The sequence below is a fragment of the Acidobacteriota bacterium genome (genome assembly GCA_016715115.1).
Lineage (GTDB): Bacteria > Acidobacteriota > Blastocatellia > Pyrinomonadales > Pyrinomonadaceae > JAFDVJ01.
The window spans coordinates 280,393-304,900 of the sequence record JADKBM010000001.1 but is presented as its reverse complement, the minus strand read 5'-3'; the positions used below and the strand labels follow the sequence as shown (position 1 = coordinate 304,900).

Sequence of the window (24,508 nt, the reverse complement as noted above, 5' to 3'; positions counted from 1 at the left end):
CTTGAAATGCAATCTTTTTATGAAGTGATGATCGAACGCAACTTCTCGTCGGCGCACCAACTGCGCGGATACAAGGGGAAGTGCGAAAACCTGCACGGGCACAACTACAAGATCGAGATCTTCGCCCGCGGATCGGAACTCAACAATATCGGCCTGCTGATCGATTTCGGTGATCTGAAAGACGCGGCGGACGAGATCGTTCGTTATCTTGATCACCGGAATTTGAACGAACTCCCGCCGTTCGACGAGGAACTCAACCCGTCGGCTGAAAATCTCGCAGCATATTTCTGTGAGTATATGAACTCGCGCGTCGGCGATGACCGCGTCCTGGTTTACAAAGTTCGGTGCTACGAGACGCCGACCAGCGTTGCGACCTTTCAGATCGGCTGATCCGAAACCTGAGGCTGCTTTCCAACGTACCAATCGAAACGAACGCCGTGACCGGCGGATCTATCAATCAAAAAAACTTACCGGAGTCATTCTATGAAAAAGATTATCAGCCTGAATCTCGTGATCGTCCTGCTTGTGCTGCCGCTTTTGGCGGTCAAGGTGACGGCTCAACAGAGTTCCGTTCCCAAGATCGAATTCGAGAAGTACACTCTCTCGAACGGTCTTGAGGTCATTCTGCACGTCGATCGCAAACTGCCGATCGTCCACGTCAATCAGTGGTTCCACGTCGGTTCGGCGAACGAGCGTCCGGGACGCAGCGGCTTCGCGCATCTTTTCGAACATATGATGTTCCAGGGCTCGAAAAACGCGAGCAAGGACTATTTCACATACGTCGAAGCGGCCGGCGCGAACTTGATGGAAGGCGGGGTCAACGGCACGACGAATCAGGACCGGACGAACTATTTCGCGACGGTTCCGTCGGGAAATCTCGAAAATCTCCTGTGGGTCGAGGCCGACCGACTCGCGACTCTGCCGGAAGGTTTGACGAAAGAAAAACTCGACAACCAACGCGACGTTGTGAAGAACGAAAGGCGCCAGGGACTTGAGAATCAGCCATACGGCCGTTGGTACAAGATCGTCAACGAGAACCTGTTTCCGAAGGGACACCCATATCAAACGGATGTCATCGGAACCCCCGAAGATCTGACGGCGGCCTCGCTCGACGACGTCAAGGACTTTTTCCGCACCTATTACACGCCGAACAATCTCTCGCTCGTCATCGCCGGCGATTTTGACATCGCCGAAGCGAAACGGTTGGTCGAGAAGTATTTCGGAACCATCCCGCCGGGACCGCCGCTCGATCGACCGCTAAAGTCGATGCCGAAACTTGACGGCGAACGAACGGTCGAGGTCAGGGACCGCGTCCCGCAGGAGCGTACTTACTTTGCCTGGCACTCGCCGGCCTATTTTGAAGAAGGAGACGCCGAACTCGAACTCGCGGCGGCGATAATGACCGACGGCCTTTCGGCGCGTCTGAACAAGGCGCTCGTTTACGATAAGCAGGTCGCGTCGAACGTTGTCGCATTTCAGTCGGGCCAGCCGCTCGGCGGGGCGTTTATGATGTGGGCGACGGCGCGTCCCGGCGCGAATCTTGCTGAGATCGAAAAGCTTACGACTGCCGAGATCGCGCGGCTCGCAAAGGAGGGCCCAACTGCCGAAGAACTGAATCGAGCTAAGACGAAGTGGGAATTCGGCTTTGTTTCAGGCCTTGAAGCGATCGGCGGATTCGGCGGAAAGTCGGACCTCTTGAATCAGTACAACACGTTTCTCGGCGACCCGGGCAAGTTCGATGCGGATCTCGCGCGGCACCGCAGCGTTTCCGCGGAGAGTCTGAGATCGGCGGTGGACAAATATCTCAATACGAAGGATCGTCTGCTCGTCCGTTTTCGTTCGGAGAAGTCGGGTCAGCCATCGACCGTCGCGGTCGACCGCACGAAGGAGCCTGGGCTCGGAGGCGACAAACCGTTTACGGCTCCTGCGGTCAAGTCGGCGAAATTGGAAAACGGACTTGAGATCTTCGTGGTCGAAAAGCCTGAACTTCCGAAGGTCGCGGTTTCGCTCGCAACGCGCGCCGGCAGCGTAAATGACCCGGCCGCAAAGTCCGGGCTGGGGTCGATGACGTCGCGGATGATGCGTCGCGGCACGAAGACACGGAACGCTTTGCAGATCGACGAAACTCTCGGAAATCTCGGGACGGGGCTATTCAGCGGCGCCGGCAGGGAATCGGCGGGTATGAATATGGAGGTTTTGAAACGAAACCTCGGCGATTCGCTCGGAGTGATGGCGGACGTCGTGCTCAATCCGTCGTTTCCTGAAGAAGAATTCGTACGCGAGAAGCAAACGACCCTCGACGGATTGACGCAGGCCGCGAACAATCCGAACAGCATTGCATCGCGCGTCGGTCAGATGGTCGCGTTCGGCGCGGACCATCCGTACGGACGCCCGGCGTTGCCGTCGACCGTTTCGGCGATCACGCGTGAGGATCTGGCGCAGTTCTACCAAGCATATTGGAAGCCGGCGAGTTCGGCGATCGTGTATGTCGGCGACATCACGCTCGCCGAAGCCACGGATCTGACGCGCAAGAGCTTCGGTTCCTGGTCAGGCGGCGCGGCGCCCGTCGCGAAGATCCCGCCGGTCAAGCCGATGGGGCCGGGGAAGGTCTATCTGATCAATAAACAGGGTGCGGCCCAAACGGTCGTCACGCAGGTGCTTCAGGCTCCGGAGCGCAAGTCGAAGGACTATTACGCCCTGGCGCTCGCAAATGCGGTTTACGGTGGCGGGTTCGGAACCCGTTTGAATCTCAACCTCCGCGAAGACAAGGGGTACTCGTATGGCGTGTTCGCATTTCCGCAGCATTTCTCGGCGGGCGGGACGTGGATCGCGTCGGGTGGCGTTCAGACCGACAAAACGAAAGAGTCGGTCGTTGAGTTTATGAAAGAACTCAAGAATCTCGCCGGCGAGAAACCGATCTCGGAAGTTGAATTGAACGGCGCGCGTCTGGCCAAACTGCGCGGCTACGCACAGCAATTCGAAGCGTACGGCAGGATCAGCGGCCAGGTCATTGCGCTTTGGACGGACGGACTTCCGATGACCGATCTGCAGCGGGAAACCGACGAGTTCTCGAAATTGAAACTGGCCGATGTAAATGCGATCGTTCAGAAGTACGCATCGGTCGGCGGTTCGTCTTTGCTGCTCGTGGGCGACCTGTCGAAGATAGAAGCGGGAATTCGCGAATTGAATCTCGGCGAGATCGTCATCCTCGACAGCGAGGGCAAGGTCGTGACAAAGCCGTAAACAACGGATCAAGCCGGGTGGCAAGATGGGAAGTGCGGAGAAATCCGCACTTTTTTTGTTTGATAATGCGCGAAAATTCGCGCGGATTTAGGAGATGCCCCCACAAGGAACAAATCTTGGGTGTGGAACGCGTATTGCTCTTCCTTTTAGCGGCGATACGCAGAATCATCGCCTTTCAGAAAGAAGTTACGGGGTTTTGAAGAATGACTAGAATCTACGAAACGATTTGGGCATTGATCGCGGTTTTCGCAATCGCGGTCACGGTAACGGGTAATATGACGATGTTGGTCGGTGTCGCGATCGGCTTTGTGGTTTTCGGAATGATCTTCGCTGGAATGATGATGATCTTGCCCGCAACCGTCGCGCATCGGAATCATCCGGAAATACCGTAAGTCGAAATCGTGGGGAAAGCGCATTCAGACGGGCACCCTACAAAAGACAGACTCCTGAAATTTGGCAATCCTCCTCTTTTAAGCCGCAGCACATCGATATGTGTTGCGGCATTTTTGTGGCCCTCGAATTCGGATTGCGATGTCTTGGGGAACTGGAGACCGGATTCCAGATTCGGGAACTTTGAAAAACCGGGTTCAAGGAAAACCCGACGATCAGCGAGTCAGTACCGCCTGCGTCAGCGGGCGGGCCCGCGCCCGCACGAAGCCTACGGCGGTCCCGGCGCCGATTCTGACAGGACACAGAGAACGGATGCAAGAGGATAATTCGAACTCAGCGTTTCTTGAGAACTTTTTCTATCTTTAGTGGTCGAAACGAATCCGCTCCATCCCGCCAATCTGTGTTCTGGAAAAAACGCGATTTGCTTCCTTCATGTCGGTTTTTCCAAAAGCACGAGTTGGGGTTTTGGCGTCGTGCGGTCGCGGTTGCCCGCCCGCTCACGCAGGCGGTACCGACTCGCTGATCGTCGGGTTGGCGCGTTGCTGCGGCCGCCCGACGCGAAAGTCCGAGACATCCCAAATCTCAAACCTGACGCCGATTCCAGATATTCCAGATTCAAGATTCCAGATATTCCAGATTCAAGATTCCAGATATTCCAGATATTCCAGATTCCAGATATTCCAGAATCCAGATTCAAGATTCCAGATATTCCAGATTCCAGATATTCCAGATTCCAGATTCCAGATTCCAGATATTCCAGATTCCAGATATTCCAGATTCCAGATTCCAGGATCCCCAATCCCAAATCCCAAATCCCAAATCCTCAATCCCAAATCCCAAATCCCAAATCCCCAATCCCCAATCCCAAATCCCAAATCCCAAATCCCAAATCCCAAATCTAAAATCGTCTGAGGCTTTTGCTGACAAGATTTAGCAAGGTCTCGGCGGAGAAGGGCTTGTTCAGAATATCGGTGACCTGCAGATTCTTCAGATCGCCGATATGTTCGTTTCCCATCAATCCGCTCATCGCGATGATCCGCAGTTCAGGTTCGATCTTGCGAAGCGTGCGGATCAGCGCCTTGCCATCGAGCAGAGGCATCGTCAGGTCAGTCAGGACGATCCCGATGCGGTCCGAGTTCTTCGAGAAAACCGCAAGCGCCTCGGCGCCGTCCGTCGCCGTCAGGACTTCGTATCCGTATCGTTCGAGCGTCACACGCGTTATTTCGCGGACGCTTTCCTCGTCGTCAACGACCAGGATCAACTCGCCTGACCCGTGCGGCATTTGCGCCGCCAATGTGATGTTCGATTCGTCGTTGTCTGCTTCGAATGTCGGAATGTAAACCGTGAACTGCGTGCCTTTGCCGACCTCGCTGTAGACGTTGATGAATCCGTCAAGGCTTTTGATGATCGACTGCGATGTTGCAAGGCCGAGACCGGTCCCTTTGCCGATGTCCTTGGTCGTAAAGAACGGATCGAAGATGCGCTTCGCGACCGAATCCGTCATTCCGGTTCCGTTGTCGGAGACGCTCAGCAAAACGTAGTTCCCGGCGGTCGCGTCGAGATGGACCCGGGCGTAATTGTCGTCGAGGGAGACGTTTCGCGCCGCCAGAACGAGATTTCCGCCGGACGGCATCGCGTCTCGGGCATTGATGCAGAGATTCATCAGTACCTGGTGGATCTGGGTCGGATCCGCATTTATCAGTTTCAAGTCGGTTGAGATCTCGTAACGCAGCGTGATCGATTTCGGGAGCGTTTCCTGAAGGATCTTGACGAGGTCCTTGACGATGTGCCGGGTTTGCACCGGAATGCGTTCGCCTTCCATTCCGCGCGCGAAAGTCAGCACTTGCCGAACAAGGTTCGCGCCGCGCTCGGAGTTTTCACGAATGACCTCGAGCCAGCGTTTCGTTTCAGGGTCCGGGCCGTTCATCTCGAGCATATCGACAGACATCAGGATCGGCGAGAGGATGTTGTTGAGGTCGTGCGCGATGCCGCCCGCGAGCGTCCCGATGGATTCCATCCGCTGCGCCCGCAGAAGCTGCTGCTCAGTCAATTTCTTCTCAGTGATGTCATATCGGATCGCGACATACTGGTAGGGCTTGAGATCGCTGCCGAGAAACGGAATGATGGTCGTTTCGACCCAGTAGAACGAACCGTCCTTGGCGCGATTTCGAATCTCGCCGCGCCAAACCTCGCCGCCGGAAATGGTCTTCCAGAGGTTTCGAAAAAACTCCTTTGAGTGATATTTCGAATTGATGAGCCTGTGATTCTGGCCGATAAGTTCGTCGCGGCTGAATTTTGAGATCTGGCAGAACTTGTCGTTCGCGTAAGTGATCGTGCCGTCGCGATCGGTGATGGCGACGATCGCCGACTGGTCGAGTGCGAATTTCATCTCCGAGAGTTCCTTGAGCAGACTCCGGTTTTCATCTTCAAAACTCAAATGATTCAAACTCACAAGATCGTTCATTGCTGGATTCGATGGCGCTATTCCTCGTCGTGCTGCCCTTCAACCTGATAATTGCCCGATTTCTTGAGTTTGTAGCGCAGCTGATCGCGGGATATGTGAAGCAGTTTCGCCGCCCGCGTCAGGTTTCCATTGGCCATCTCGAATGCTTGATTGACGAGCATTTCTTCGACCTCCTCGAGCGCGATCCCGCCGGCCGGCAACCTGACGACCGAATTCGAAACGGCTTCCGCTCCGTTGAAATCCTTGAGCAGATCGGCCGGAAGATGCGCGGTCGAAACGTACTCGCCGTCTTCGAGGATCGAAGCGCGTTCGATGACGTTCCGCAACTCGCGGACGTTCCCCTTCCAGTTGTAGCCGCGAAACAGTTCGGCGGTCTGCGGCGACAATCCTTTGAGCTTTTCACCTCGCCGCTTCGGGTTGTTGCGTTCGATGAAGGAGGTTGCGAGAAGCAGGCAGTCGTCGTCGCGCTCGCGCAGCGGCGGGATGTCTATCTGAATAACCGATAAGCGATAAAACAGGTCGAGCCGGAAGGTTCCGTGTTCACCTTCGTCCCTGAGCCGTTTGTTCGACGCGGCGATGATACGGGCGTCGAACGTAATGTCTTTGAGGCCGCCGACGCGTCTGAATGTACTCTCTTCGAGTACCCGCAAGAGCTTTGCCTGCAAGCCGAGTTCCATTTCGCCGATCTCGTCCAAAAAGATGGTGCCGCCGTGGGCCTGTTCGAAGAGGCCTTCTTTGCGTTGTTTGGCATCGGTGAAGGCGCCTTTTTCGTAGCCGAAGAGTTCGGATTCGATCAGGTTAGCGGGCAAGGCCGCACAATTGATCGCAAGGTACGGCGCATCGGCGCGTTCCGAAGCGTAATGGATGGCACGCGCGAAAAGATCCTTTCCGGTGCCGGTCTCGCCCTGCAGAAGGATCGAGTTGACGTCGGACGCCGCGACCTTTTCGGCGAGGTCCTTGGCGCGGACGATTGCCGGGGATTCTCCGATTATCTGTTCGAAACTGAACGCTGACTTCTGGCTGCTGCGCGAGTACTTAACCTCGCGGCGCAGTTGTTTGACCTCGACCGCGTTGCGGAGCGTGACGCGCAGTTCCTCCAATCTCACTGGTTTTCCGATGAAATCGTGGGCGCCGCCGCGCAATGCCGCGATCGTGTTCGGGACGCTGATGTTGCCGGTGATCATAACGACGACCGTATCCGGCGACGATTCTTTTATCTCGTCGAGCAGATCAAGTCCCGACCCGTCCGGAAGGTCGATATCGAGCAGGACTATGTCCGGCTCCTCGTTCGCGAAAACCTCGCGCGCCGTACCGATGTCGCCGGCCTCGATCGGCGCGTAGTTCCACGAACGCACCGCTTCGCCGAGCGTCATACGGATAAAACGCTCGTCGTCTACGATCAGGATTTTCTCTCGTTTTGTTCCCAAATTGCACCGTTTCCAAAAGAGGATCGTGCAGACATTCTACTACAAATCATCGACGCGATTCACTTGCGGAATTTGATCGGGCGCCTGACAACGTCAGACGATAACGGCTGAATGCGATTTTAGGGTTTCAGGCGCGCGTTGGAGAATTTCTGGAAGACACAAAAACGTGCTGAATGATATTTGATTTGGCGGTCTTCCCTGATTGTGGGGCAAACTCCTATCTCGCATTTCGACGAAAGCCGGATTTGCTCGGCTTTCGTCGTCCGTTCGACGTTCGCGATCGGTTTCGCCGTCGCCTCAGTTATGCTCAACGGTGCTCGTCCTCGAACCGCTGCCGCCAGACTTGAAGACAAGGGTTCCGGTACCTTTTTGGCAGTCCGCGTCCATCGTCCATTCATAGTAGCCTGACCAGCCGTTCGAGTTGGACCATTCGATCCGCATCACGTTTTTGGTCATACTGGCTGTTCCGGTCGACGCGCCGAGCCCCGATTCAATCGCCTTGCCGTCTGATGTCACGTGCCATGTGGACCTGCCCAATCCGGCTGCATATTGCGTCCACGAACCTTCCATACTGCAGACAGATTCTTGCTTGCCGGTTTCGTCGCAGCGGAGTTCTTCAAGTTCGGAAATTGCGGCATCGATCTGATTTTGCAGACCTTTCAATTCGTCCCTTGCGGCCTTCGGATTGTCGCGCAAGTACAACAGACGGTCAAGGCGTTTGATGACAAAGGGCCTTACGGCGAGGATGAATTCACGAACGGCGTTGGCGTCGTCGCGTTGGATATCGTCGAAGTCCCGTTTAAGTCCATATCTTTCGGCGAAAATCGTCAAACTCGGGGAGCGGCCGAAGATTGCTTCCACCTTGGCCCTATATTCGGTCGCACGCCAGTTCGGGTCCGAGATATTGGCCATCACGTGATTGAGGAGACCCAAATCCTCTCTGGTCGTGCCAATCCAATCGTCGACCTCGTCGATCGTCGTCCTGAGTTCAATCTCTTTTCCCCTGAGATCCGCGATCTCCTGCTTCTTTAGGTCGCACGGCGATTTCTTGGATTTCTCGGTCGCCGGATCGTTTTCGTCGGTGGCCGTTTCATCGCATTTCATCCTTGCAAGTTCCGCCCTTTGCTCTTCGACCTTCGTTTGCGAATCCCGAAGAGCGACGGAAGCCGAATCGGGGTTCTCGTCGAAAAACTTAAGCAAATTGATCCTTGAGATCACCGCGCTGCGCGTTGCCGCGATGAATGCGCGCAGAGACTCCTTGTCATCCGCCCGCACGTTGTCGAAGTTCGCAGTAGAATCGTATTGTTCGGCCATGCCCGAAAATCCGCCGCGCGTTCTGACTGCGTACAAAAGTTCCACGATCGGCGGGCTTGACTCCCAGTTAACTGAGGACAGTTCGGACATTGCATTGTTGAGCAGACTCAGGTCATCGCGGCTTAGTTTTGTTTGGGCCGTGCGGACCGGCGGGATTACGAAAGCCGACAGCTGGCCTGCCTTTTTCTCGAGCTTGGCGAGCTCTTCCTTTTTTGCCTCGCAGCGTGCCTTCTTGTCCTGACTGAAAGCCGGAGACAGAAGCAGCAGAAGGGCAAGACCGATCGCGGGTGCGATCAAACCGCTTCTTGGAATTCGAAATGATGTGACCTTCATTCTGTCGCCTCCTGACGATGCCTTCATCCGCCGTCCGGTGTCGATTTGGGATGCGAAACACGTTGAGCCGCAACCGAAACGAAGCGCCGGCGATTGCGTGAAATACAAGCGTCAAAACTAGGAAGCGCAAGTAATATGCCAGATCTGAAGGCTGCGAAATCAGGTGAAAGGCAATAAAATCGCAGGGGATTCCTGGTGTGGAAGATTTCGATCGCCCTGCTGCAGGGTAATTGTTCGCGGTCAATGGTTCATTATTCGCCCTGAATTGGCGAATCGCGAACCTCTGACCAGAAACTCGAAGGCTCGGAAAGAAGGTCGCATTTCCGCGAATGGCGTGGACAGATTGCGACCCGAATCGCGCATCGGCCTTTGATTTTAATGGTTTGAGCCAACTTCGATGGCGGAAGGACGAAAATTGAACCAAGATTACTCATCAAAAGCAATTTCCCGCGAAATACGCGAAAGACAACATCAAAAATGCCATTTTTCACGTTTTTGGCGGGTTTCGCGGGAAAGAAATTTTCTGTTACGCAATTTGGGTTGAACGATCCTTCCAGGAATTCAATCTTAATACGCAATAGGCACAAATCAGATTCAGAGAATTCCCGCTCTTTGCGGACTTGGCGGACTTTGCGCGAAAAACCGGTTTTGGAGAGTTTATGCCCGGAGATTTCCGAAGAGAAAACTACCGGCATTGCGCCGATCAGGCATTTTCCAGCGCGGAGATCGGTCTGCAAGGTCGACAAGAATCCGCGATGGAAATCCTTTCGGCCTAACTCGGGTTGATATCCGGGATTTAAAAAAAGAACGGCCGCCGATGAAGGCGACTGTTCTTTTTGTAGGTGGTCGGGGCGAGATGATTTGAACATCCGACCTCACGGTCCCGAACCGTGCGCTCTACCAGGCTGAGCCACGCCCCGCTAAATCAAGTTCTTGATTCTATGCGACCGCATCGCGTAAGTCAACCTCGATCGGGTCCGCGGTTCAAAAATGTCGCTAACTGGCCAGCCAGTTCGTAAAACGAAGCCACGATTCGGTACCCGAAACGAAGATCCGCAGCGGTTCCGAAACGAACACGAGCAACGCGCCCGCCGCAAAAACGCGGTTGAGTTTGCGATGTTTCCAGGTGTGCCAGCCGATCGCCGCGAGAATCAGTGCGTCCGTCGCTCCGAATGCCCAGAAGATAATGTAATCATCGGGCACGACCGGAATCCGGGCGATTGCGGCTCCGACGAAGTTGAACGCCGTCATCAGCATCAGCAGTTTATGCTCGGTCGGCCGCTTCCGATAACAGATAGCCGCCGTGAACAAGATCACGAAATTGAGCATATCAAAAACAGGAACCGCAAAGAACGAATGCGGATCGAGCCCCGGAGGCGCGGCGCCGCGGACGAGATTCGAGTCATACGCGGTTGCCAGTCCGACGACGACGACGAGCGTCGCGAGCGCGATGCCGGCGAGTCCCATCGAAATATGCAGGTTGACGTTCTTTGTTCGAATGAGCGCCACTTGAACGGAAAAATAGACCACCCAGAGCGACATCACGAGTCCGTGAAAACGAACAAGATTGTTCGCCAGCGGCAGCGCATCGAACAAACTGCCGAGATAGTAAGTCCGCGAATAGCCGATGAAGACCAGCAACGGAAACAATGCCGCGGCAGCGAGAAACAATCGTTGGTCAGTATGCCGAGTCAATAAACGGGTATCGATAGCCATAAAAAATCCTCCGTCCTTAACGCGCAAGGACGGAGGAAACGGTATCAAGACCGATCTTTCCGTTACGAAACCGGTTCGTCTTTTTTGGAAAACCGATGTTTCAGATACTCGATCATCGGCGGCAGAAGCGACAGGAAAATGACGAGAATGACGACCTTTTCGATATGCGCTTCGAGCTTGATGCCGAACGCGTTTTCAATCGCCGAACCCAAAAAGTAACCGGCGAAGACCATACTCGAGATCCAGAGCAGACCGCCAAGGATGCTGTATGTCAAAAATTTATGGTACGGCATTTCGGCCGCTCCGATTACCAGCGGCGCGAACGTTCGGACGATCGGGACGAACCGCGCGAGCAAAACGGTTTTCGGTCCGTATTTCTCAAAGAACGCGTGGGCTTTTTCGACTCGCGATGGCTTGAAGATCCGTGAATTCTCGCGGTTGAACAAGCGTTTGCCCATCAGGCGCCCGGTCCAGTAACCGGTAGAATCTCCGAGCACCGATCCGAGAAAGAACGACAGCATCACGATCAGGACGTTGAGTTTCTCCGGATAGGTCTTGGCGAACAAGCCGGTCACGACAAGCAGGGAATCGCCCGGCAGAAAAAAGCCGACGGCCAGTCCGGTCTCCGCGAAAACGATGAAGAAGAGACCGAAGTAAGCATAGACGCCGAACGTGTCGAGCAGCGTATTGATCAAAACGTTCGGGTCGAGAAACCAAAACGTCTTTTTGATGTCTTCAAAAATGCCGAGAATAAGAGCGAAAAACATAATTCGATAAAGAAGGTCTCAGGATTCACGATTCCAGGATTCCAGATTCCAGGATTCCAGATTCCAGGATTCCGTATTCCGGGATCTCGGATTCCAGATTCCAGATTCCAAATTCCAGGATTCCAGATTCCAGATTCCAGGATTCCGGATTTCAGGATTCCGGATTTCAGGATTCCGGATCCCAGGATTCCAGATTCCAGGATTCCAGATTCCAGGATTCCGTATTCCGGGATCTCGGATTCCAGATTCCAGATTCCAAATTCCAGGATTCCAGATTCCAGATTCCAGATTCCAGATTCCAGGATTCCGGATTTCAGGATTCCGGATCCCAGGATTCCGGATCCCAGGATTTCAGGATTCCAGATTCCAGGATTCCGGATTTCAGGATTCCGGATTTCAGGATTCCAGGATTCCAGGATTCCAGGATTCCAGATTCCAGGATTAAAGATTCTGGGATTCAGATTTCAGTTTCCAGGATTCCGGATTACGGATTCCAGATTTCCAGGATTCCAGGATCCGGATTCCAGATTCCAGGATTCCGGATTCCAAGATTTCAGATTCGGGGATCCCGTTGGAAAAATCGATTCCGTGTGCTGCGCACACGCGGTTACGATCCTCTGGAATCCTCTGGAATTCTTGGAATCCCCTGGAATTCCTGGAATCCCTGGAATTCTTGGAATCCCTGGAATTCTTGGAATCCCTGGAATTCTTGGAATCCCTGGAATCCTCTGGAATTCTTGGAATCCTCTGGAATTCCTGGAATTCCTCTGGAATTCTTGGAATCCTCTGGAATCCCCTGGAATTCCTGGAATCCCTGGAATCCCTGGAATCCCTGGAATTCTTGGAATCCCTGGAATCCCTGAAATTCTTGGAATCCCTGGAATTCTTGGAATCCCTGGAATCCTCTGGAATCTCAAATCTCAAATATCTCAAATCGCAAATCGCAAATCCCAAATCCCAACCCTACGCTCCTTTCCATCCGTGTTCGCCGATCAGCGGGACGAACGAGCAGGAGCCGAAGTCCTCCGAAACAAAGGCGTCGCTTGTGCGCGTGACCCGGACCAGTGTTTGGCTCTTCTGGCCCTGTCCGATGGGAATCACGAGTTTTCCGCCGACCCTCAACTGTTCAAGCAACGGTTTCGGAACTTCAGGTCCTCCGGCGGCGACAAGGATCGCATCGAACGGCGCGTAAACCTCCCAACCGGCAGTGCCATCGGCGCAGCGCAGCGAAACGTTCCCGATGCCGAGCGTCTTGAGACGCTCCTGCGCTTCGGCAGCGAGATTCGGAATCCTCTCGATCGCGAAAACGGATCCCGCCAGTTTCGCGAGGACTGCCGACTGATATCCGGATCCGGCGCCGATTTCAAGAACCCTTGACGACGGTTTCAGTTCGAGAAGTTCGGTCATCCGCGCGACGATGAACGGCTGCGAAATAGTTTGATTCGACGCTATCGGCAACGCATTGTCGCGATAGGCCTGAGATTTCAGCGCCGTCGGAACAAAAAAATCACGCGGCACTTCGGCCATCGCGTTGAGCACACGCTCGTCGGCGATGCGATACTCGTCGCGGAGTTTTCGAATCATCTGACCGCGAAGTATCTCGTATTCTTTTAAGAGCTTTGATCCCGTCACTTTATCTTGAACGCCGCGCCTTTTGGCGATGGCGAATCAATATCATAACTCCGAGTCCCAATTTTGCAAGCGCTCGATCGCCTGATGATTCGTCAGATCGCTCCGCATCGGTGTCACCGAGACATACCCTTCGTCGATCGCTTCAAAGTCCGTCCCGCCTTCGGCGTGAAACCCTTCGCGAAGTTCACCGATCCAATAGTAGGGCTTCCCGCGGGGATCTATGTGTTCGGTGATGATCGGGCGCGCGTTCTTGAATCCTTGTTTTGTGATCCGGACGCCTTTCGGAATCCCTTTCGGAATGTTGACGTTGAGCAGCGTATTTGGCGGCAATCCTTCGGCAAGCGCCCGTTCGGTGATCGTCCGCGCGATGCGGGCGGACTCGCTGAAATCACAATCGCGGCTGGCCACAAGGCTGAAAGCGAGTCCCGGAACGCCGAGGATCGTCGATTCAAGCGCGCCCGCGACCGTACCTGAATAGGTCGCGTCATCGCCGAGGTTCGGACCGTGATTGATGCCGGACGCACAAATGTCCGGCAACTGCCGCGGCGTGAGGATCATATTGACGGCCAAGGTGACGCAGTCCGTCGGCGTGCCGTCAACCGTCCAGTGGCGTTCGTCGATCTGCCTGATGCGCAAGGGCCGCGAGAGCGTCAGGCTGTGCGACGCGCCCGACATTTCCGACGCGGGCGCGACGACGAACACGTCGCCGATCTCTTTGAGCGCCGATTCGAGCGCGAGAATACCTTCGGAATGGTAGCCGTCGTCGTTGGTGATCAGGATGCGTGGTCTTTCAATCGGCATTCTTAGGATTCGGCAAAGAAAACAGATAATGCGTGAAACGAGCGGATCAGTATTATGAACCTCGTTTCACGCATTATAGAAACTGCGAGAATACAACTTCAACTAGCCATTGGACGGCGCGCTGTTTTGTGTTCTCATCGAACGCATGCGTTTCTTGTTCCGTTTGCGGGCGTTCTGCGACTTGAGTTTCGCTTTCTGGCCGGGCGGGATGAAATGCGCGTGCTTCTTGAGATCCTTGATGATCTCTTCCGTCATAACCTTTCGCTTGAAACGGCGGAGAGCATTCTCGATCGATTCGTTCGTATTAACAGAAATGTAAGCCATAATTCGTTCACCCCCTCTCGGCAAAAGATATTGCTCGCGGAGCAAACAACAATTAAAGCACTTTTCATTTGATCTGGCAAACGCGAAGGGATTTGGGATTTGGGATTTGCGAATTGCGATTTGCGATTTGCGATTTCTTGCCAGATTCCAGATTACAGATTCCAGATTACAGATTCCAGATTCCAGATTCCAGATTCCAAATCGCAAATCGCAAATCGCAAATCGCAAATCGCAAATCGCAAATCCCAAATCCCAAATCCCAAATCCCGAATCGCAAATCGCAAATCACTTAAGCGGAACGCTCAAAAGATGGCCGGCGTAGGCAAAATAGGCCTTGTTTTCGGCCTCGTCAACCCACATCCGCATACTGTTGAATTCGATCTGCGGAAGCGTCAGCAGCGGCTTGAACGCCAGCGTCCGCTGATTGTAGATTCCGATATCGGTCTTGTTCTTCTCGGCGTCCGGAATCGCCGCCCAAAACTCGTCCGGTTTTGCGTTGACGGGTTGAAGCGGACGGAACATCTGTTGCGAAAGCGCTTCGACGTTTCCCTTGGTTTCCGCAAGCGCTCCGGTTTCGGGGTCGAGCCAATAGTACTTCTGATAGGATGGCTCGGGAATCACGAAATCATCGACATTCTCCTCTTCGTCTCCGTAAGTATAAGCCGCGCCGAGAAGTACCTTGTTCTGGCCGACGACGAAGGCGATCGGCAGAAGCGGCGGATACTGTTGGTATGGAACCTTGAACTCCTTACCGGTCGCGAGATTTATTCGAACCAAACCAACCCCGTAGGACTGATCTTCAACGTCGGACTCATCGGATCCGTACTTTCTGGCGATCACCCAGCGGCCATTCGGTGTGACGACCGGATTTTCGAAAAATCCGGCGCGGATTCGCGTGAGCTGACCGCGTACGACCTTGTAGATGCCTTCGGAATCAGCACGGATCTCGACCGTGGACGTTCGCGCCTTCCATTGCAACTGATCCGGTTGGACCGTGAGCCGGTCGCGATTCGGGATAAACGAAAAACTCGCCGGCTGCTCAGCCGCCGCGATCGGTCGGCCGCCGCCGAACCGGAACCAGTTAAGATTCTCATATGCTCGGAGTTCGCGGCGTTTGCGGCGCCGTTCGCGATATTCTTCGTATTCGAAATCCTCGTTTTCCTCGTCCGCGTCGTCCTGCGCGGCCAACTCCTTTTCGATCTGCTCGCGTTTCGTCGAATTGTCGGTGAGGACACGCAGGTCCGGACCGGTTTTCCAGACGGTCAGCGCGGAAAGTTCCTTGTCCTCGAAAAGGATCTCAAGTCCCGGAACGCGTTTTTGCAGATAATACTGTAGCTTCGCCGGAGGGCGCTTGAGGTCTTCGAAGATCGCGTTCAATTTTACGAAAAACGGCGGTGTCTGAAACCCAAGCGTGAAAACACGGCGACCGCCGCCGCGTCCGAGCATCAGCAGCTCCTTTGAGTTGGCGCAGTACTCGCCGCAAAACGTAAGAAACGGCGGCAGATCGTCAACGCCCGATTCGGCCAGATAGCCCTTGAGCCGCTCGATTTCATTGGTCTCAAGTGTTCGCTCGCGGAACCGCGCCGGATCTTCCTCCCAACTGAAAACGGCCCGATCCTTATACATCCGAACGAAATGTTTGTCGAACGCATAGACCCCGATAAGTTCTTGATTTTCAATTACCTCTTTTTTGAGTTTTTCCTCGATCTTGTCAAGTTCTTCAAACTCGGTTCCGAAGCCGAATCCAAACTCGAAGGGTGTAACGGTCGCGAAAACCTCGCGGAGCGCATCGCTGAATTCGCCTTTGCCGGTAAAACTCGTCCGCGCGCCGAGGACTTTCGCCTCGTTCGGGTGTTTGGCAAGGACGAAGGCGCGCGCCTCGAGCGAATCCTCGGATTCGAGATATCTTTCCGCCGCCATCGCCAGTGTCTTGTCCGGGGAGTTCATCAGGTCGGCGACCTTTCGCACGGGAAGCGGCGCGCGGATCAGGCGGGCGCAGCCGAGAGCGGTGATCTTGACCTCCAGATCGTCGCCGTCGAGGGCGGCGTCATATTCGCCATTTTGTTCGAGAAGGCAGGCCGAAAGTCCGACCGCGAACGGAACTCCGCCCCGGAGATCGTAAATGTCGTTGATCTGCGCCTCGCGTATCTCCTTGCGTCGGGCGAGAAGCTTGAGCGCGTCCGAGAGTTCGGCTTTCCCGTTCTTGACGGTTCGCATCAAAACGGCGTTGACCGCGACACCGCGCCAGTTTCGCAGTACCTCGCGCATCTGCGCCGCGATCGGAGGCTCTTTCTTCTCAAGCGCCTCGATCCTGCTGATCATCGCTGATACAAGGTCTTCGGTCGGATTGTCATTTTGATACAGTGCCGATCCGAGCTGCGACTTTAGTTCGTTCGGGTCGTCCGTGTTCAAGCGCGCCGCCATATTCGTAACCGTCACGGTCTTGAGCTCGATCGTTTCGGCATCGACCGCGGTGTTCGAATTTACCGATTGCCGAATTGCCTCCTCGCGCTGCGCGCTCAGACGCGCGACGTGTTCGATCGCATCGACCTGTTCGTAAGTCGAAAAACCGCCGCAATTGAGGATCGCGCGGATGACGTTCTGCCGTTGCCAAGATTCAAATTCCGGCATTACGGAACGAAGTTCGGGAACCGCCCGCGCGTCGCGCTGGTTGCCGAGCGCCCCGACTATCTCGCCGACGAAGTTCTGATATTCGTACAGATTCTGAAAAACCTGAATTTCGGAACTTACGGTATTGACGGCTGAGTTTGACGCCCGCGGAACAGTGTTCGCCGAATTCGCCGATAGCGACGGGGTCTTGCGGAGCTTTCGTTCCGCCAGAACGGCAAGGAGTCCCGGCACGCTTTCGGGCATTCGATATTCCTTGAGCGCCGAGATCAGCGCCCGGCGCGAATTGTTGATATCCGTCGCCCAGTCGGGATCGTCGAGCCACGGAAGCATCAAACGCACTGCTTCCTCTTCAATGGTGCCGCCGCGGCCGGCGAGATTGCGGACCGCCGCGCTCCGAACGGTCTTGCTGCTGCTGCCGAGCAGATCGATCATCCGCTTGGTGTATTTTCCTTCCTCGGAATGGTTGAGGATCGTGGTCAGTCCGGTGTATGTCTGGCCGTTGACGCGCAGATCGTGAAGGGTTTCGTCTTCCAGGAGCGACATATACCATTCGTCGCGGCCCTCGAAATCGCCAGATTCGACGAGCGCGTCCATCGCCAGATCGCGGTTTCCGGGCTTCTGGTTCTTGTCCTCGACGGTCGCCTTCAAGAGGTCGCGCCATTTGCTCGCCTCGATTTCGTCCTTCTTTTCCATCGCGCGCTCGTAATAGGCCCAGCGCGCAAGGGTCTGTGAAACGGGCTGCGACGCATCATTGGAGAGTTTGTTGAGCAGCGGTTCGGCTTTGTCCCAGTCGACCCTGGCCAGCGCGCGAAGTTCGTCCTGGTTCGTGACGTATTCGTTCTCGTCGCGCACCGCCTGCGCCATTCGCGCCAATTCGTTGCTGAAATAAGGGCTGTTGTACGTCAGCCAGGTTTTCACGGTGTCGCGCCAGTCTTTTTCGAACTTTCGGTTGATGAGTTCCGAGTCGTATATGCGCTTGACGAATTCGATGCCGTCTTCGTTGCCTTCGAAGATGTTCAGAAACTGCGTCAGTTTTTCGGGATCGTCGGAGATCTGATCCATTATCCGCTCGAGGGTCTTGTCCGATGGATTGATGCTGTAGCTGCGCTTCCGGTCAACCTGATTTTGGCGTTGCCAAAAGTCCAGAAGGTCATCGATCGGCGCTTCATCCGACGGTGGCTTTCGTTGGTCGTAAAAATCGTCCGGCCGTGCGTTTCGTTCGGGTTTGAAGAAAGGATTGGGCGGCGGGGGCGCTGGAAGTTCGATCAGTTTCCGGGCAAGATCGCCGTCCGCGCGGGATCCTGGCGAAAAGGCGATCAAACCGACCAGCAGCAGAAGGACACAGAACGCAATCGACGCCAGAAATCGTTTCATAAAGACCAATCACCTCGTTTGCTGAATTATGTGTCTAACGACCAAAAAAAGCAACGGCTTTTCGATGCGGCTGACCTATCTTCACGATGCCTTGAGCCGGTGTTTCGGGAGAGTTCGCCCGGCGCCCGGCGATTGCCTTTGAAAGCAGATGCGTTGAAAACAAGAAGGGCATCCGGAGCAGTTGCTCCGGATGCCCGAAAAAAGAGTTCGAACGTAGTTTATCGAGACCCAAAACAAAAAAAGAGGCTGCCCTTTCGGACAGCCTCCACAGTCATTAAATGAAGCAGAAAACTAGGCCGAGGCCGCTTCCTTTTTCTTCTCGCGTTTGATGCCGCCGATCTGGACGAGATTGTCGCCCTTGATCTGGTTCTTGTCGAGAACCATCTGCTGATAAAGCTTGCGCATCATCTGCATTTCTTCGGCCGCCGTCTTCGGACCTTCCATTTCCGGTTTGTCCGGGCGCTGGAGATCGACTTCGTTGAGGTTCAAACCGTGCGACTTGTCCGCGAGGGGGACTTCCTTGCCGCGGGCAAAGATCTCGTGGCGTCCGTGGTCCTTGTACCACTGCGCGACGGTCGCGTTCTGGTGCATATGCTCGATGATGTTTCTCCAGCCGATGCCCGTGTTGTAAGCGCAGAACGAGATTTCGCCTTCCTGCGTGCCGTACGGGATGATGCACATTTCGGTGCGGCGGAAGTCATAGTTGAAAAGATCCTGGAACCACATACCGGCGATGAACAGGAAGTTCCAAGGGTCCTGACGACGCTTTTCAATGTCTTCCATCGTGCGGTCGCCGCTGACCTTGCCGTAGTTCTTGCCCGACAGGCCGAACGATTTGTCGAACTTCTTCAGGATGCCGCCGAGCGTCAGGCTGTTCGGCGATCCGTACGGATTGTAGTTCTTGAGGAGCGCGAGGCCCATCATTATGTTCGAGAACCATTTGCCGCGGTTCGTGTCGGTGATGTGCTGCATATCGGTCACCAATCCCTGAATGTTCAGGAACTGCGGAACCGGCGCCATTTCTTTCGTTTCCTTGTTGATCATCACCGCCGTGCCGACGCCGCAGTTCGGGTGGCAGCCGCACGATACCTGACCCCATTCGGCTTCCGGTCCGTGAACGACGTCCGCGAAGTCCGCGAAAGCGCCCATCAGGGACAACGGGAACCAATCACGCGTCGGTTCGGTGATTCCGACCTGTTTTTGAACGTCGAGCGCAAGATGCGACAAGGTGTAGCGCTGTTGCAGACGGCGCTGTTCGGTGATGTGCTCGTCGCGGCCGGTGAACGAGACCGGCTGGAAAGCGATGAACGAGATCTTCTTCGGATTCTCGAGCGCGAAGCGAACGATCGTTCCGACCTGGTCGTTGTTGACGCCGTTGACGAGCGTCGTCACGAGAATGATGTCAACGCCGGCTTCGTGGAGGTTGTTGATCGCGCGAAGCTTGACGTCGAACAAGTTGCCGATCTGGCGATGCGAGTTGGCATCGTTGCCAATACCGTCGAACTGCAGATAGACGAAACGAAGTCCGGCCTCGGCGGCTTCGCGGCAGAATTCTTTCGATTTCGCGAACTCGATGCCGTTGGTCGCGGCCTGAACCGAGTTGTAACCGACCTTGCGGGCGTATCGAACGGCGTCGAGGAAGTACGGCGAGAGCGTCGGCTCACCGCCTGAATACTGAACCGACATCTGCCGGCGCGGCTTGATCGAGATCGCATTGTCGAGGATCTCGGTGACGTCTTCAAAACTGAGTTCGTGAACGAACCCGACCTGGTTGGCGTCCATAAAGCACGGGTCGCACATCATATTGCAGCGGTTGGTCAGATCGACCGTCAAAACGGCGCCGCGGCCGTATTTGATCGATGACGTTCCGTGGTTATGAAGCTTTTCGTCGTTGTGCGAGCGCATATCGCGTCCCGGGAAGAGAGTTTCAATGTGCTTCAGGAATTCCGAGTCGATCGCCATCAGGTCTTCGAAATGTCCGTGCTCCGGGCAATCCTTGATCATCCAGATCTGGCCGTCACGTTCGACGATCTGGGCTTTGATCTCACCGACCTTCTCGTTGACGAGCGTCGAAACGTCGCGTTTGCCGCTCAGGATCTCTTCGCGTGCCTCAATGACACAGTTCGGGCAGAGCGAATCGGTCGTGCGGGGGAACCCAAGCGTCGGCTTCGACTTCTCCCACGACTTCTGGATCGGCTTGTCCGCCCATTTCGGCGTGAACGAAGCGTTCGGCTTGTACTTGTTGACAGCCTTAACTGCATTGAATACGCCACTTGCGACAACGGTCAGGCCTTTCTCAAAATGTTTCACGGGTCTCATAAAATGTTCTCTTCTCCAAATAATGACTTAAATTCTGTAAATGCGTTTAAGCAAAGAAGGATCGCAACTGGTCGATGATCGAGCGCGATCCGATAAATGTTGTCTTACGAATAGCAAGGCGCGTGCCAATCGAAATCTCGCGTCTTAAGTCTAAGCGAAATATGCCTTTACCGTATCAGGTCGGGCGCGAATTGCAGATCAAAAATGTGGGTCAGTTTGACACTGAAACGGGTTGCCAGCGCGATCGGGGCATAATTGACACACACAATCCGTCGCAATTGCGGCCGATCGGATTTTCAGAATGAATAATCGAAAGCTCGCCATTAAACCATTGCTTAACACGGTTTGGTCGAACACTTATGAAACGGAACACGTCAAATGCCGCCAAATCCTGATTTAATCTACAGTTTGTATGTGGGGTTCGGCTACAAGGCTCCGGTTGTTCACCATTCGTTCAACTTTAAGCAGGTGACTTATCCCTTACTTGAGGAAAGAAATGTAAAGTATTGCCAATATGCGACTTAGCGGTAGGAACTGCCTCTTTACATAAGAAAGTGTTTATGCTAAATTTTTTTCACCTTCAAGGGAAACTGGTCAAATCGATAAAAATTGAACGCGCGTCCGGAGCATTTAAGACTGGATTTGGTTCCAAACTTAGACAAATAATTTGAACTCAATCCTATGTCAATTCGTTTCGGAACTTCAGGCTGGCGGGCAATCATCGCAGATGAGTTTACTTATGACAATGTTCGCCGGGTAACGGAATCGATTTGCGGCTATTTGAAAGAGAGTATCGGCGACGATCGAAAAACGCTGATCATCGGACACGATTCGCGGTTTATGGGAGAGAAATTCTCGGCCGTTGCCGCTGAGATCGCCTGTCGAAAGGGCTTCCGGGTGCTGCTCTGCAACCATCCGACCCCGACGCCGACCATTTCGCACGCGATCCGGAACAACGGCGCGGTTGGCGGGCTGAATTTCACGGCTTCGCACAATCCGCCGGAGTACCAAGGCATCAAGTTCTCAACGTCCGATGGAGCGCCGGCACTGCCGGAGATCACGAAACGAATCGAGGCGTTGTATGAATCGGGTTCCAAGGCCCCGGACGCAGAGGGTGGTTCGATCGAGGAATTCGATGCGCGTCCCGCTTATCTGGACGATTTGAAATCAAAGATCCGGTTCGACGCCATCGCGGACGCAAAGGGCCGATTCGCGTACGACGCACTTTGGGGCACAGGGCGGGGATATCTCGACAAGATACTTCGCGATTACGGCCTCGAGGTTGAAACGATTCACGATTGGCGCGATGTGACGTTCGGCGGAAGATCCCCGGAGCCGAGCGAGAAGCAGGTCGGCGAATTGATCGAAGCGGTCAAGACAAAAGGCTTGACGCTCGGGCTCGCGACCGACGGCGACGGCGACCGATTCGGAGTGATAGATTCGAACGGGGCTTTCATCCAGCCGAATCACCTGATCGCGATATTGACAGATTATCTTGCGGAATCGCGCGGATGGACGCTCGGGGTCGCGCGCAGCGTCGCCACCTCGCACCTCGTTGATCGGGTCGCTGCGACCCGTGGTTTGAAAGTTTATGAGACGCCGGTCGGTTTCAAATTCATCGGCGAATTGATAAATCGGGACGAGATCATTCTTGGCGGTGAGGAATCCGCCGGACTTTCGATTCGCGGACATTTTCCGGAAAAAGACGGGATCCTGGCCTGTCTTTTAGCGGTCGAAGCCGTCACTGTACGAGGAAAGAGCCTGACGGCGCAGCTCGATGAGATCTATTCCCGGGTCGGGAAACTGGAATCAGGCCGGATCGGTGTGAAACTGACCGACGAAGTGGCCGGAAGTTTGAAAGAGAAGTTGGCCCGCAAACCCGATTCGATCGGCGGGCGCAAAGTTGAAAGCATCAACCGTATGGACGGTGTGAAGTTTTTCTTCGGAGACGGAAGCTGGATGTTGATGCGGCCGTCGGGAACCGAACCGCTCGTCAGAATTTACGCGGAATCGGAGAGTTCGGAAGATTTGGAGGTGTTGCTTGAGGAAGGACGTCGCTACCTACTGGAATAGATCGCGGAATTCGAACGCGAAAAGTCGGTCAAAGTCGGCGGGCCGTAACGGAACACCAAATTGGTTCGTATTCGTGGTTGTGTTTTCAATCGGTTTGATGCTCGCACTTGCGATCAACCTTCGCGCGCTTTCGGAAATGAATGAAGGAGCCGCGCAAAACACCGAACTGAACGTCGAAATTGAAAAAGTATCAGGAGAGAATCTCGCCTTGCAGGAAGAGATCCACAACCTGAAGAACGACAAGAACGCGATCGAGCGCGAAGCGCGAAAGATCGGTATGAGTCGTCCGAATGAAAAGATTCTTGTGCCGGCGAACTAAACTAAATTGCGGAGAAGTTGGTTCGTTGACTATAGATAGCCCTGCCCGTAAGTAATCCGCCTTTTGCCTGTCCGCTCCGCTTTGCCTACAGCTAAGCCTTCCGCTTAAAATCGCGGCCCTGAGTTACCCGAAACTCAGGGCCGCATCTCCATTTGCGATTTGCGATTTGGGATTTGCGATTTGGGATTCCAGGGATTCCAGAGGATTCCAGAGATTCCAGAGGATTCCAGGGATTCCAGGGATTCCAGGGATTCCAGAGGATTCCAGAGGATTCCAGAGGATTCCAGAGGATTCCAGGGATTCCAGGGATTCCAGGGATTCCAGGGATTCCAGGGATTCCAGGGATTCCAGGGATTCCAGGGATTCCAAAGATTCCAGAGGATTCCAGGGGTTCCAGAGGATTCCAGGGAATCCAGGGATTTCAGAGATTCCAGAGGATTCCAGGGATTCCAGAGGATTCCAGAGGATTCCAAGGGATTCCAGAGGATTCCAGAGGATTCCAGGGATTCCAGAGGATTCCAGAGATTCCAGAGGATTCCAGAGATTCCAGAGGATTTCAGAGATTCCAGGGGATTCCAGGGGATTTCAGAGATTCCAGGGGATTCCAGGGGATTTCAGAGATTCCAGGGGATTCCAGGGGATTTCAGAGATTCCAGGGGATTCCAGGGGATTCCAGGGATTCCAGAGGATTCCAGAGATTCCAGAGGATTCCAGAGATTCCAGAGGATTCCAGAGGATTTCAGAGATTCCAGGGGATTTCAGAGATTCCAGGGGATTCCAGGGGATTTCAGAGATTCCAGGGGATTCCAGAGATTCCAGGGATTCCAGAGGATTCCAGGGATTCCAGAGATTCCAGGGATTCCAGAGGATTCCAGAGGATTCCAGGGATTCCAAAGGATTCCAGGGATTCCAGAGGATTCCAGGGATTTCAGAGATTCCAGGGGATTCCAGGGGACTTCAGAGATTCCAGGGGATTCCAGGGGATTCCAGAGGATTCCAGAGATTCCAGGGATTCCAGGGGATTCCAGGGGATTTCAGAGATTCCAGGGGATTCCAGAGATTCCAGAGGATTCCAGAGGATTCCAGAGATTCCAGGGGATTCCTGAGGATTCCAGAGGATTCCAGAGGATTCCAGAATTCCAGGCGTTCCAGACTGGGAATTCCGAATCGCGTTGCAATCGCGTCGAGTCGGTACCATCTGCGGTAGCGGATGGTTGGTTGCGGCACTCCCGGACCGAAGTATTGATACCAACCGATCTTCAACCATCCGCTACCGCAGATGGTCCTGACTCGTCCCGGCCCCGAATACAAAGAACCCGTGGGTTTTTCAAAGCTCCCGAATCTCGAATCCTGGAATCCTGGAATCCTGGAATCCTGGAAT

Annotated in this window: 20 protein-coding genes and 1 tRNA gene; 8 read left to right on the top strand and 13 right to left on the bottom strand. The window is 54.4% G+C overall.

Annotation, left to right across the window (positions count from 1 at the left end; all coding sequences use genetic code 11):
* Positions 1-6 precede the first annotated feature (6 nt).
* From queD to IPN69_01325, 4 genes are all read left to right on the top strand, one after another.
* Positions 7-390 carry a 6-carboxytetrahydropterin synthase QueD gene (queD, locus tag IPN69_01340; protein MBK8809363.1) on the top strand — a complete coding sequence of 128 codons (384 nt, stop codon included), beginning with the start codon at positions 7-9 and terminating at the stop codon, positions 388-390.
* Between the two features lie 93 nt (positions 391-483).
* Complete coding sequence (locus IPN69_01335) at positions 484-3,243, top strand: insulinase family protein (protein MBK8809362.1); 2,760 nt, start codon at positions 484-486, stop codon at positions 3,241-3,243.
* 203 nt (positions 3,244-3,446) lie between these two features.
* Positions 3,447-3,635 carry a hypothetical protein gene (locus tag IPN69_01330; protein ID MBK8809361.1) on the top strand — a complete coding sequence of 63 codons (189 nt, stop codon included), beginning with the start codon at positions 3,447-3,449 and terminating at the stop codon, positions 3,633-3,635.
* Positions 3,636-4,172: 537 nt separating this feature from the next.
* The gene (locus IPN69_01325; GenBank protein ID MBK8809360.1) at positions 4,173-4,535 is read left to right on the top strand and encodes a hypothetical protein; all 363 of its coding nucleotides are present in this window, start codon (positions 4,173-4,175) and stop codon (positions 4,533-4,535) included.
* Here IPN69_01325 and IPN69_01320 read toward each other — a convergent pair.
* The 11 genes from IPN69_01320 to IPN69_01270 all read right to left on the bottom strand — a co-directional run bounded on the left by IPN69_01320 (position 4,532) and on the right by IPN69_01270 (position 14,411).
* Positions 4,532-6,097, bottom strand: coding sequence for a response regulator (locus IPN69_01320; GenBank protein ID MBK8809359.1), 1,566 nt, complete (start codon positions 6,095-6,097; stop codon positions 4,532-4,534). The genes IPN69_01325 and IPN69_01320 overlap by 4 nt on opposite strands.
* Before the next feature lie 17 nt (positions 6,098-6,114).
* Complete coding sequence (locus IPN69_01315) at positions 6,115-7,524, bottom strand: sigma-54-dependent Fis family transcriptional regulator (protein MBK8809358.1); 1,410 nt, start codon at positions 7,522-7,524, stop codon at positions 6,115-6,117.
* Between the two features lie 297 nt (positions 7,525-7,821).
* Complete coding sequence (locus IPN69_01310) at positions 7,822-9,171, bottom strand: hypothetical protein (GenBank protein MBK8809357.1); 1,350 nt, start codon at positions 9,169-9,171, stop codon at positions 7,822-7,824.
* A 251-nt stretch (positions 9,172-9,422) separates the two neighbouring features.
* Entirely contained in the window at positions 9,423-10,040 is a 618-nt protein-coding gene (locus IPN69_01305; protein MBK8809356.1) for a hypothetical protein, read from the bottom strand.
* Positions 10,015-10,091 (bottom strand) — tRNA-Pro (locus tag IPN69_01300). The genes IPN69_01305 and IPN69_01300 overlap by 26 nt, the downstream gene beginning before the upstream one ends.
* Before the next feature lie 76 nt (positions 10,092-10,167).
* On the bottom strand, positions 10,168-10,887 hold the full coding sequence (locus IPN69_01295; GenBank protein ID MBK8809355.1) for a hypothetical protein: 720 nt from the start codon (positions 10,885-10,887) through the stop codon (positions 10,168-10,170).
* 62 nt (positions 10,888-10,949) lie between these two features.
* Positions 10,950-11,654, bottom strand: coding sequence for a VTT domain-containing protein (locus IPN69_01290; GenBank protein MBK8809354.1), 705 nt, complete (start codon positions 11,652-11,654; stop codon positions 10,950-10,952).
* Positions 11,655-12,095: 441 nt separating this feature from the next.
* Positions 12,096-12,587, bottom strand: a complete 492-nt coding sequence (locus IPN69_01285) for a hypothetical protein (protein ID MBK8809353.1) — start codon at positions 12,585-12,587, stop codon at positions 12,096-12,098.
* A 30-nt stretch (positions 12,588-12,617) separates the two neighbouring features.
* Entirely contained in the window at positions 12,618-13,238 is a 621-nt protein-coding gene (locus IPN69_01280; protein ID MBK8809352.1) for a protein-L-isoaspartate(D-aspartate) O-methyltransferase, read from the bottom strand.
* A 90-nt stretch (positions 13,239-13,328) separates the two neighbouring features.
* Complete coding sequence (gene surE / locus IPN69_01275) at positions 13,329-14,087, bottom strand: 5'/3'-nucleotidase SurE (protein ID MBK8809351.1); 759 nt, start codon at positions 14,085-14,087, stop codon at positions 13,329-13,331.
* 102 nt (positions 14,088-14,189) lie between these two features.
* A complete protein-coding gene (locus IPN69_01270; GenBank protein MBK8809350.1) occupies positions 14,190-14,411 on the bottom strand; it encodes a 30S ribosomal protein S21 in 222 nt (73 codons plus the stop codon).
* Positions 14,412-14,524: 113 nt separating this feature from the next.
* On the opposite strand from IPN69_01270, the gene IPN69_01265 reads away from it, so the two are divergent.
* Positions 14,525-14,704, top strand: coding sequence for a hypothetical protein (locus IPN69_01265; protein MBK8809349.1), 180 nt, complete (start codon positions 14,525-14,527; stop codon positions 14,702-14,704).
* On the opposite strand, the gene IPN69_01260 is transcribed toward IPN69_01265, so the two are convergent.
* Complete coding sequence (locus IPN69_01260; GenBank protein ID MBK8809348.1) at positions 14,697-18,416, bottom strand: HEAT repeat domain-containing protein; 3,720 nt, start codon at positions 18,414-18,416, stop codon at positions 14,697-14,699. The genes IPN69_01265 and IPN69_01260 overlap by 8 nt on opposite strands.
* 291 nt (positions 18,417-18,707) lie before the next feature.
* A complete protein-coding gene (locus IPN69_01255; protein ID MBK8809347.1) occupies positions 18,708-20,735 on the bottom strand; it encodes a radical SAM protein in 2,028 nt (675 codons plus the stop codon).
* A 681-nt stretch (positions 20,736-21,416) separates the two neighbouring features.
* Between IPN69_01255 and IPN69_01250 the strand changes: the two genes are divergently transcribed.
* The 3 genes from IPN69_01250 to IPN69_01240 all read left to right on the top strand — a co-directional run bounded on the left by IPN69_01250 (position 21,417) and on the right by IPN69_01240 (position 24,334).
* Positions 21,417-22,808: a phosphoglucomutase/phosphomannomutase family protein gene (locus IPN69_01250; protein MBK8809346.1), complete on the top strand. Its 1,392-nt coding sequence runs from the start codon at positions 21,417-21,419 to the stop codon at positions 22,806-22,808.
* 97 nt (positions 22,809-22,905) lie between these two features.
* Complete coding sequence (locus tag IPN69_01245; protein ID MBK8809345.1) at positions 22,906-23,127, top strand: septum formation initiator family protein; 222 nt, start codon at positions 22,906-22,908, stop codon at positions 23,125-23,127.
* A 166-nt stretch (positions 23,128-23,293) separates the two neighbouring features.
* Positions 23,294-24,334: a hypothetical protein gene (locus IPN69_01240; GenBank protein ID MBK8809344.1), complete on the top strand. Its 1,041-nt coding sequence runs from the start codon at positions 23,294-23,296 to the stop codon at positions 24,332-24,334.
* Positions 24,335-24,508 lie beyond the last annotated feature (174 nt).

Bases quoted from the DNA above. Each gene is read 5' to 3' on its own strand.
- IPN69_01255 (MBK8809347.1), bottom strand. From the start codon at position 20,735: ATGAGACCCGTGAAACATTTTGAGAAAGGCCTGACCGTTGTCGCAAGT.
- IPN69_01260 (MBK8809348.1), bottom strand. From the start codon at position 18,416: ATGAAACGATTTCTGGCGTCGATTGCGTTCTGTGTCCTTCTGCTGCTG.
- IPN69_01280 (MBK8809352.1), bottom strand. From the start codon at position 13,238: ATGATTCGAAAACTCCGCGACGAGTATCGCATCGCCGACGAGCGTGTG.
- IPN69_01305 (MBK8809356.1), bottom strand. From the start codon at position 10,040: ATGTTCAAATCATCTCGCCCCGACCACCTACAAAAAGAACAGTCGCCT.
- IPN69_01310 (MBK8809357.1), bottom strand. From the start codon at position 9,171: ATGAAGGTCACATCATTTCGAATTCCAAGAAGCGGTTTGATCGCACCC.
- IPN69_01320 (MBK8809359.1), bottom strand. From the start codon at position 6,097: ATGAACGATCTTGTGAGTTTGAATCATTTGAGTTTTGAAGATGAAAAC.
- IPN69_01270 (MBK8809350.1), bottom strand. From the start codon at position 14,411: ATGGCTTACATTTCTGTTAATACGAACGAATCGATCGAGAATGCTCTC.
- surE (MBK8809351.1), bottom strand. From the start codon at position 14,087: ATGCCGATTGAAAGACCACGCATCCTGATCACCAACGACGACGGCTAC.
- queD (MBK8809363.1), top strand. From the start codon at position 7: ATGCAATCTTTTTATGAAGTGATGATCGAACGCAACTTCTCGTCGGCG.
- IPN69_01245 (MBK8809345.1), top strand. From the start codon at position 22,906: ATGCTCGCACTTGCGATCAACCTTCGCGCGCTTTCGGAAATGAATGAA.
- IPN69_01295 (MBK8809355.1), bottom strand. From the start codon at position 10,887: ATGGCTATCGATACCCGTTTATTGACTCGGCATACTGACCAACGATTG.
- IPN69_01290 (MBK8809354.1), bottom strand. From the start codon at position 11,654: ATGTTTTTCGCTCTTATTCTCGGCATTTTTGAAGACATCAAAAAGACG.
- IPN69_01335 (MBK8809362.1), top strand. From the start codon at position 484: ATGAAAAAGATTATCAGCCTGAATCTCGTGATCGTCCTGCTTGTGCTG.
- IPN69_01250 (MBK8809346.1), top strand. From the start codon at position 21,417: ATGTCAATTCGTTTCGGAACTTCAGGCTGGCGGGCAATCATCGCAGAT.
- IPN69_01330 (MBK8809361.1), top strand. From the start codon at position 3,447: ATGACTAGAATCTACGAAACGATTTGGGCATTGATCGCGGTTTTCGCA.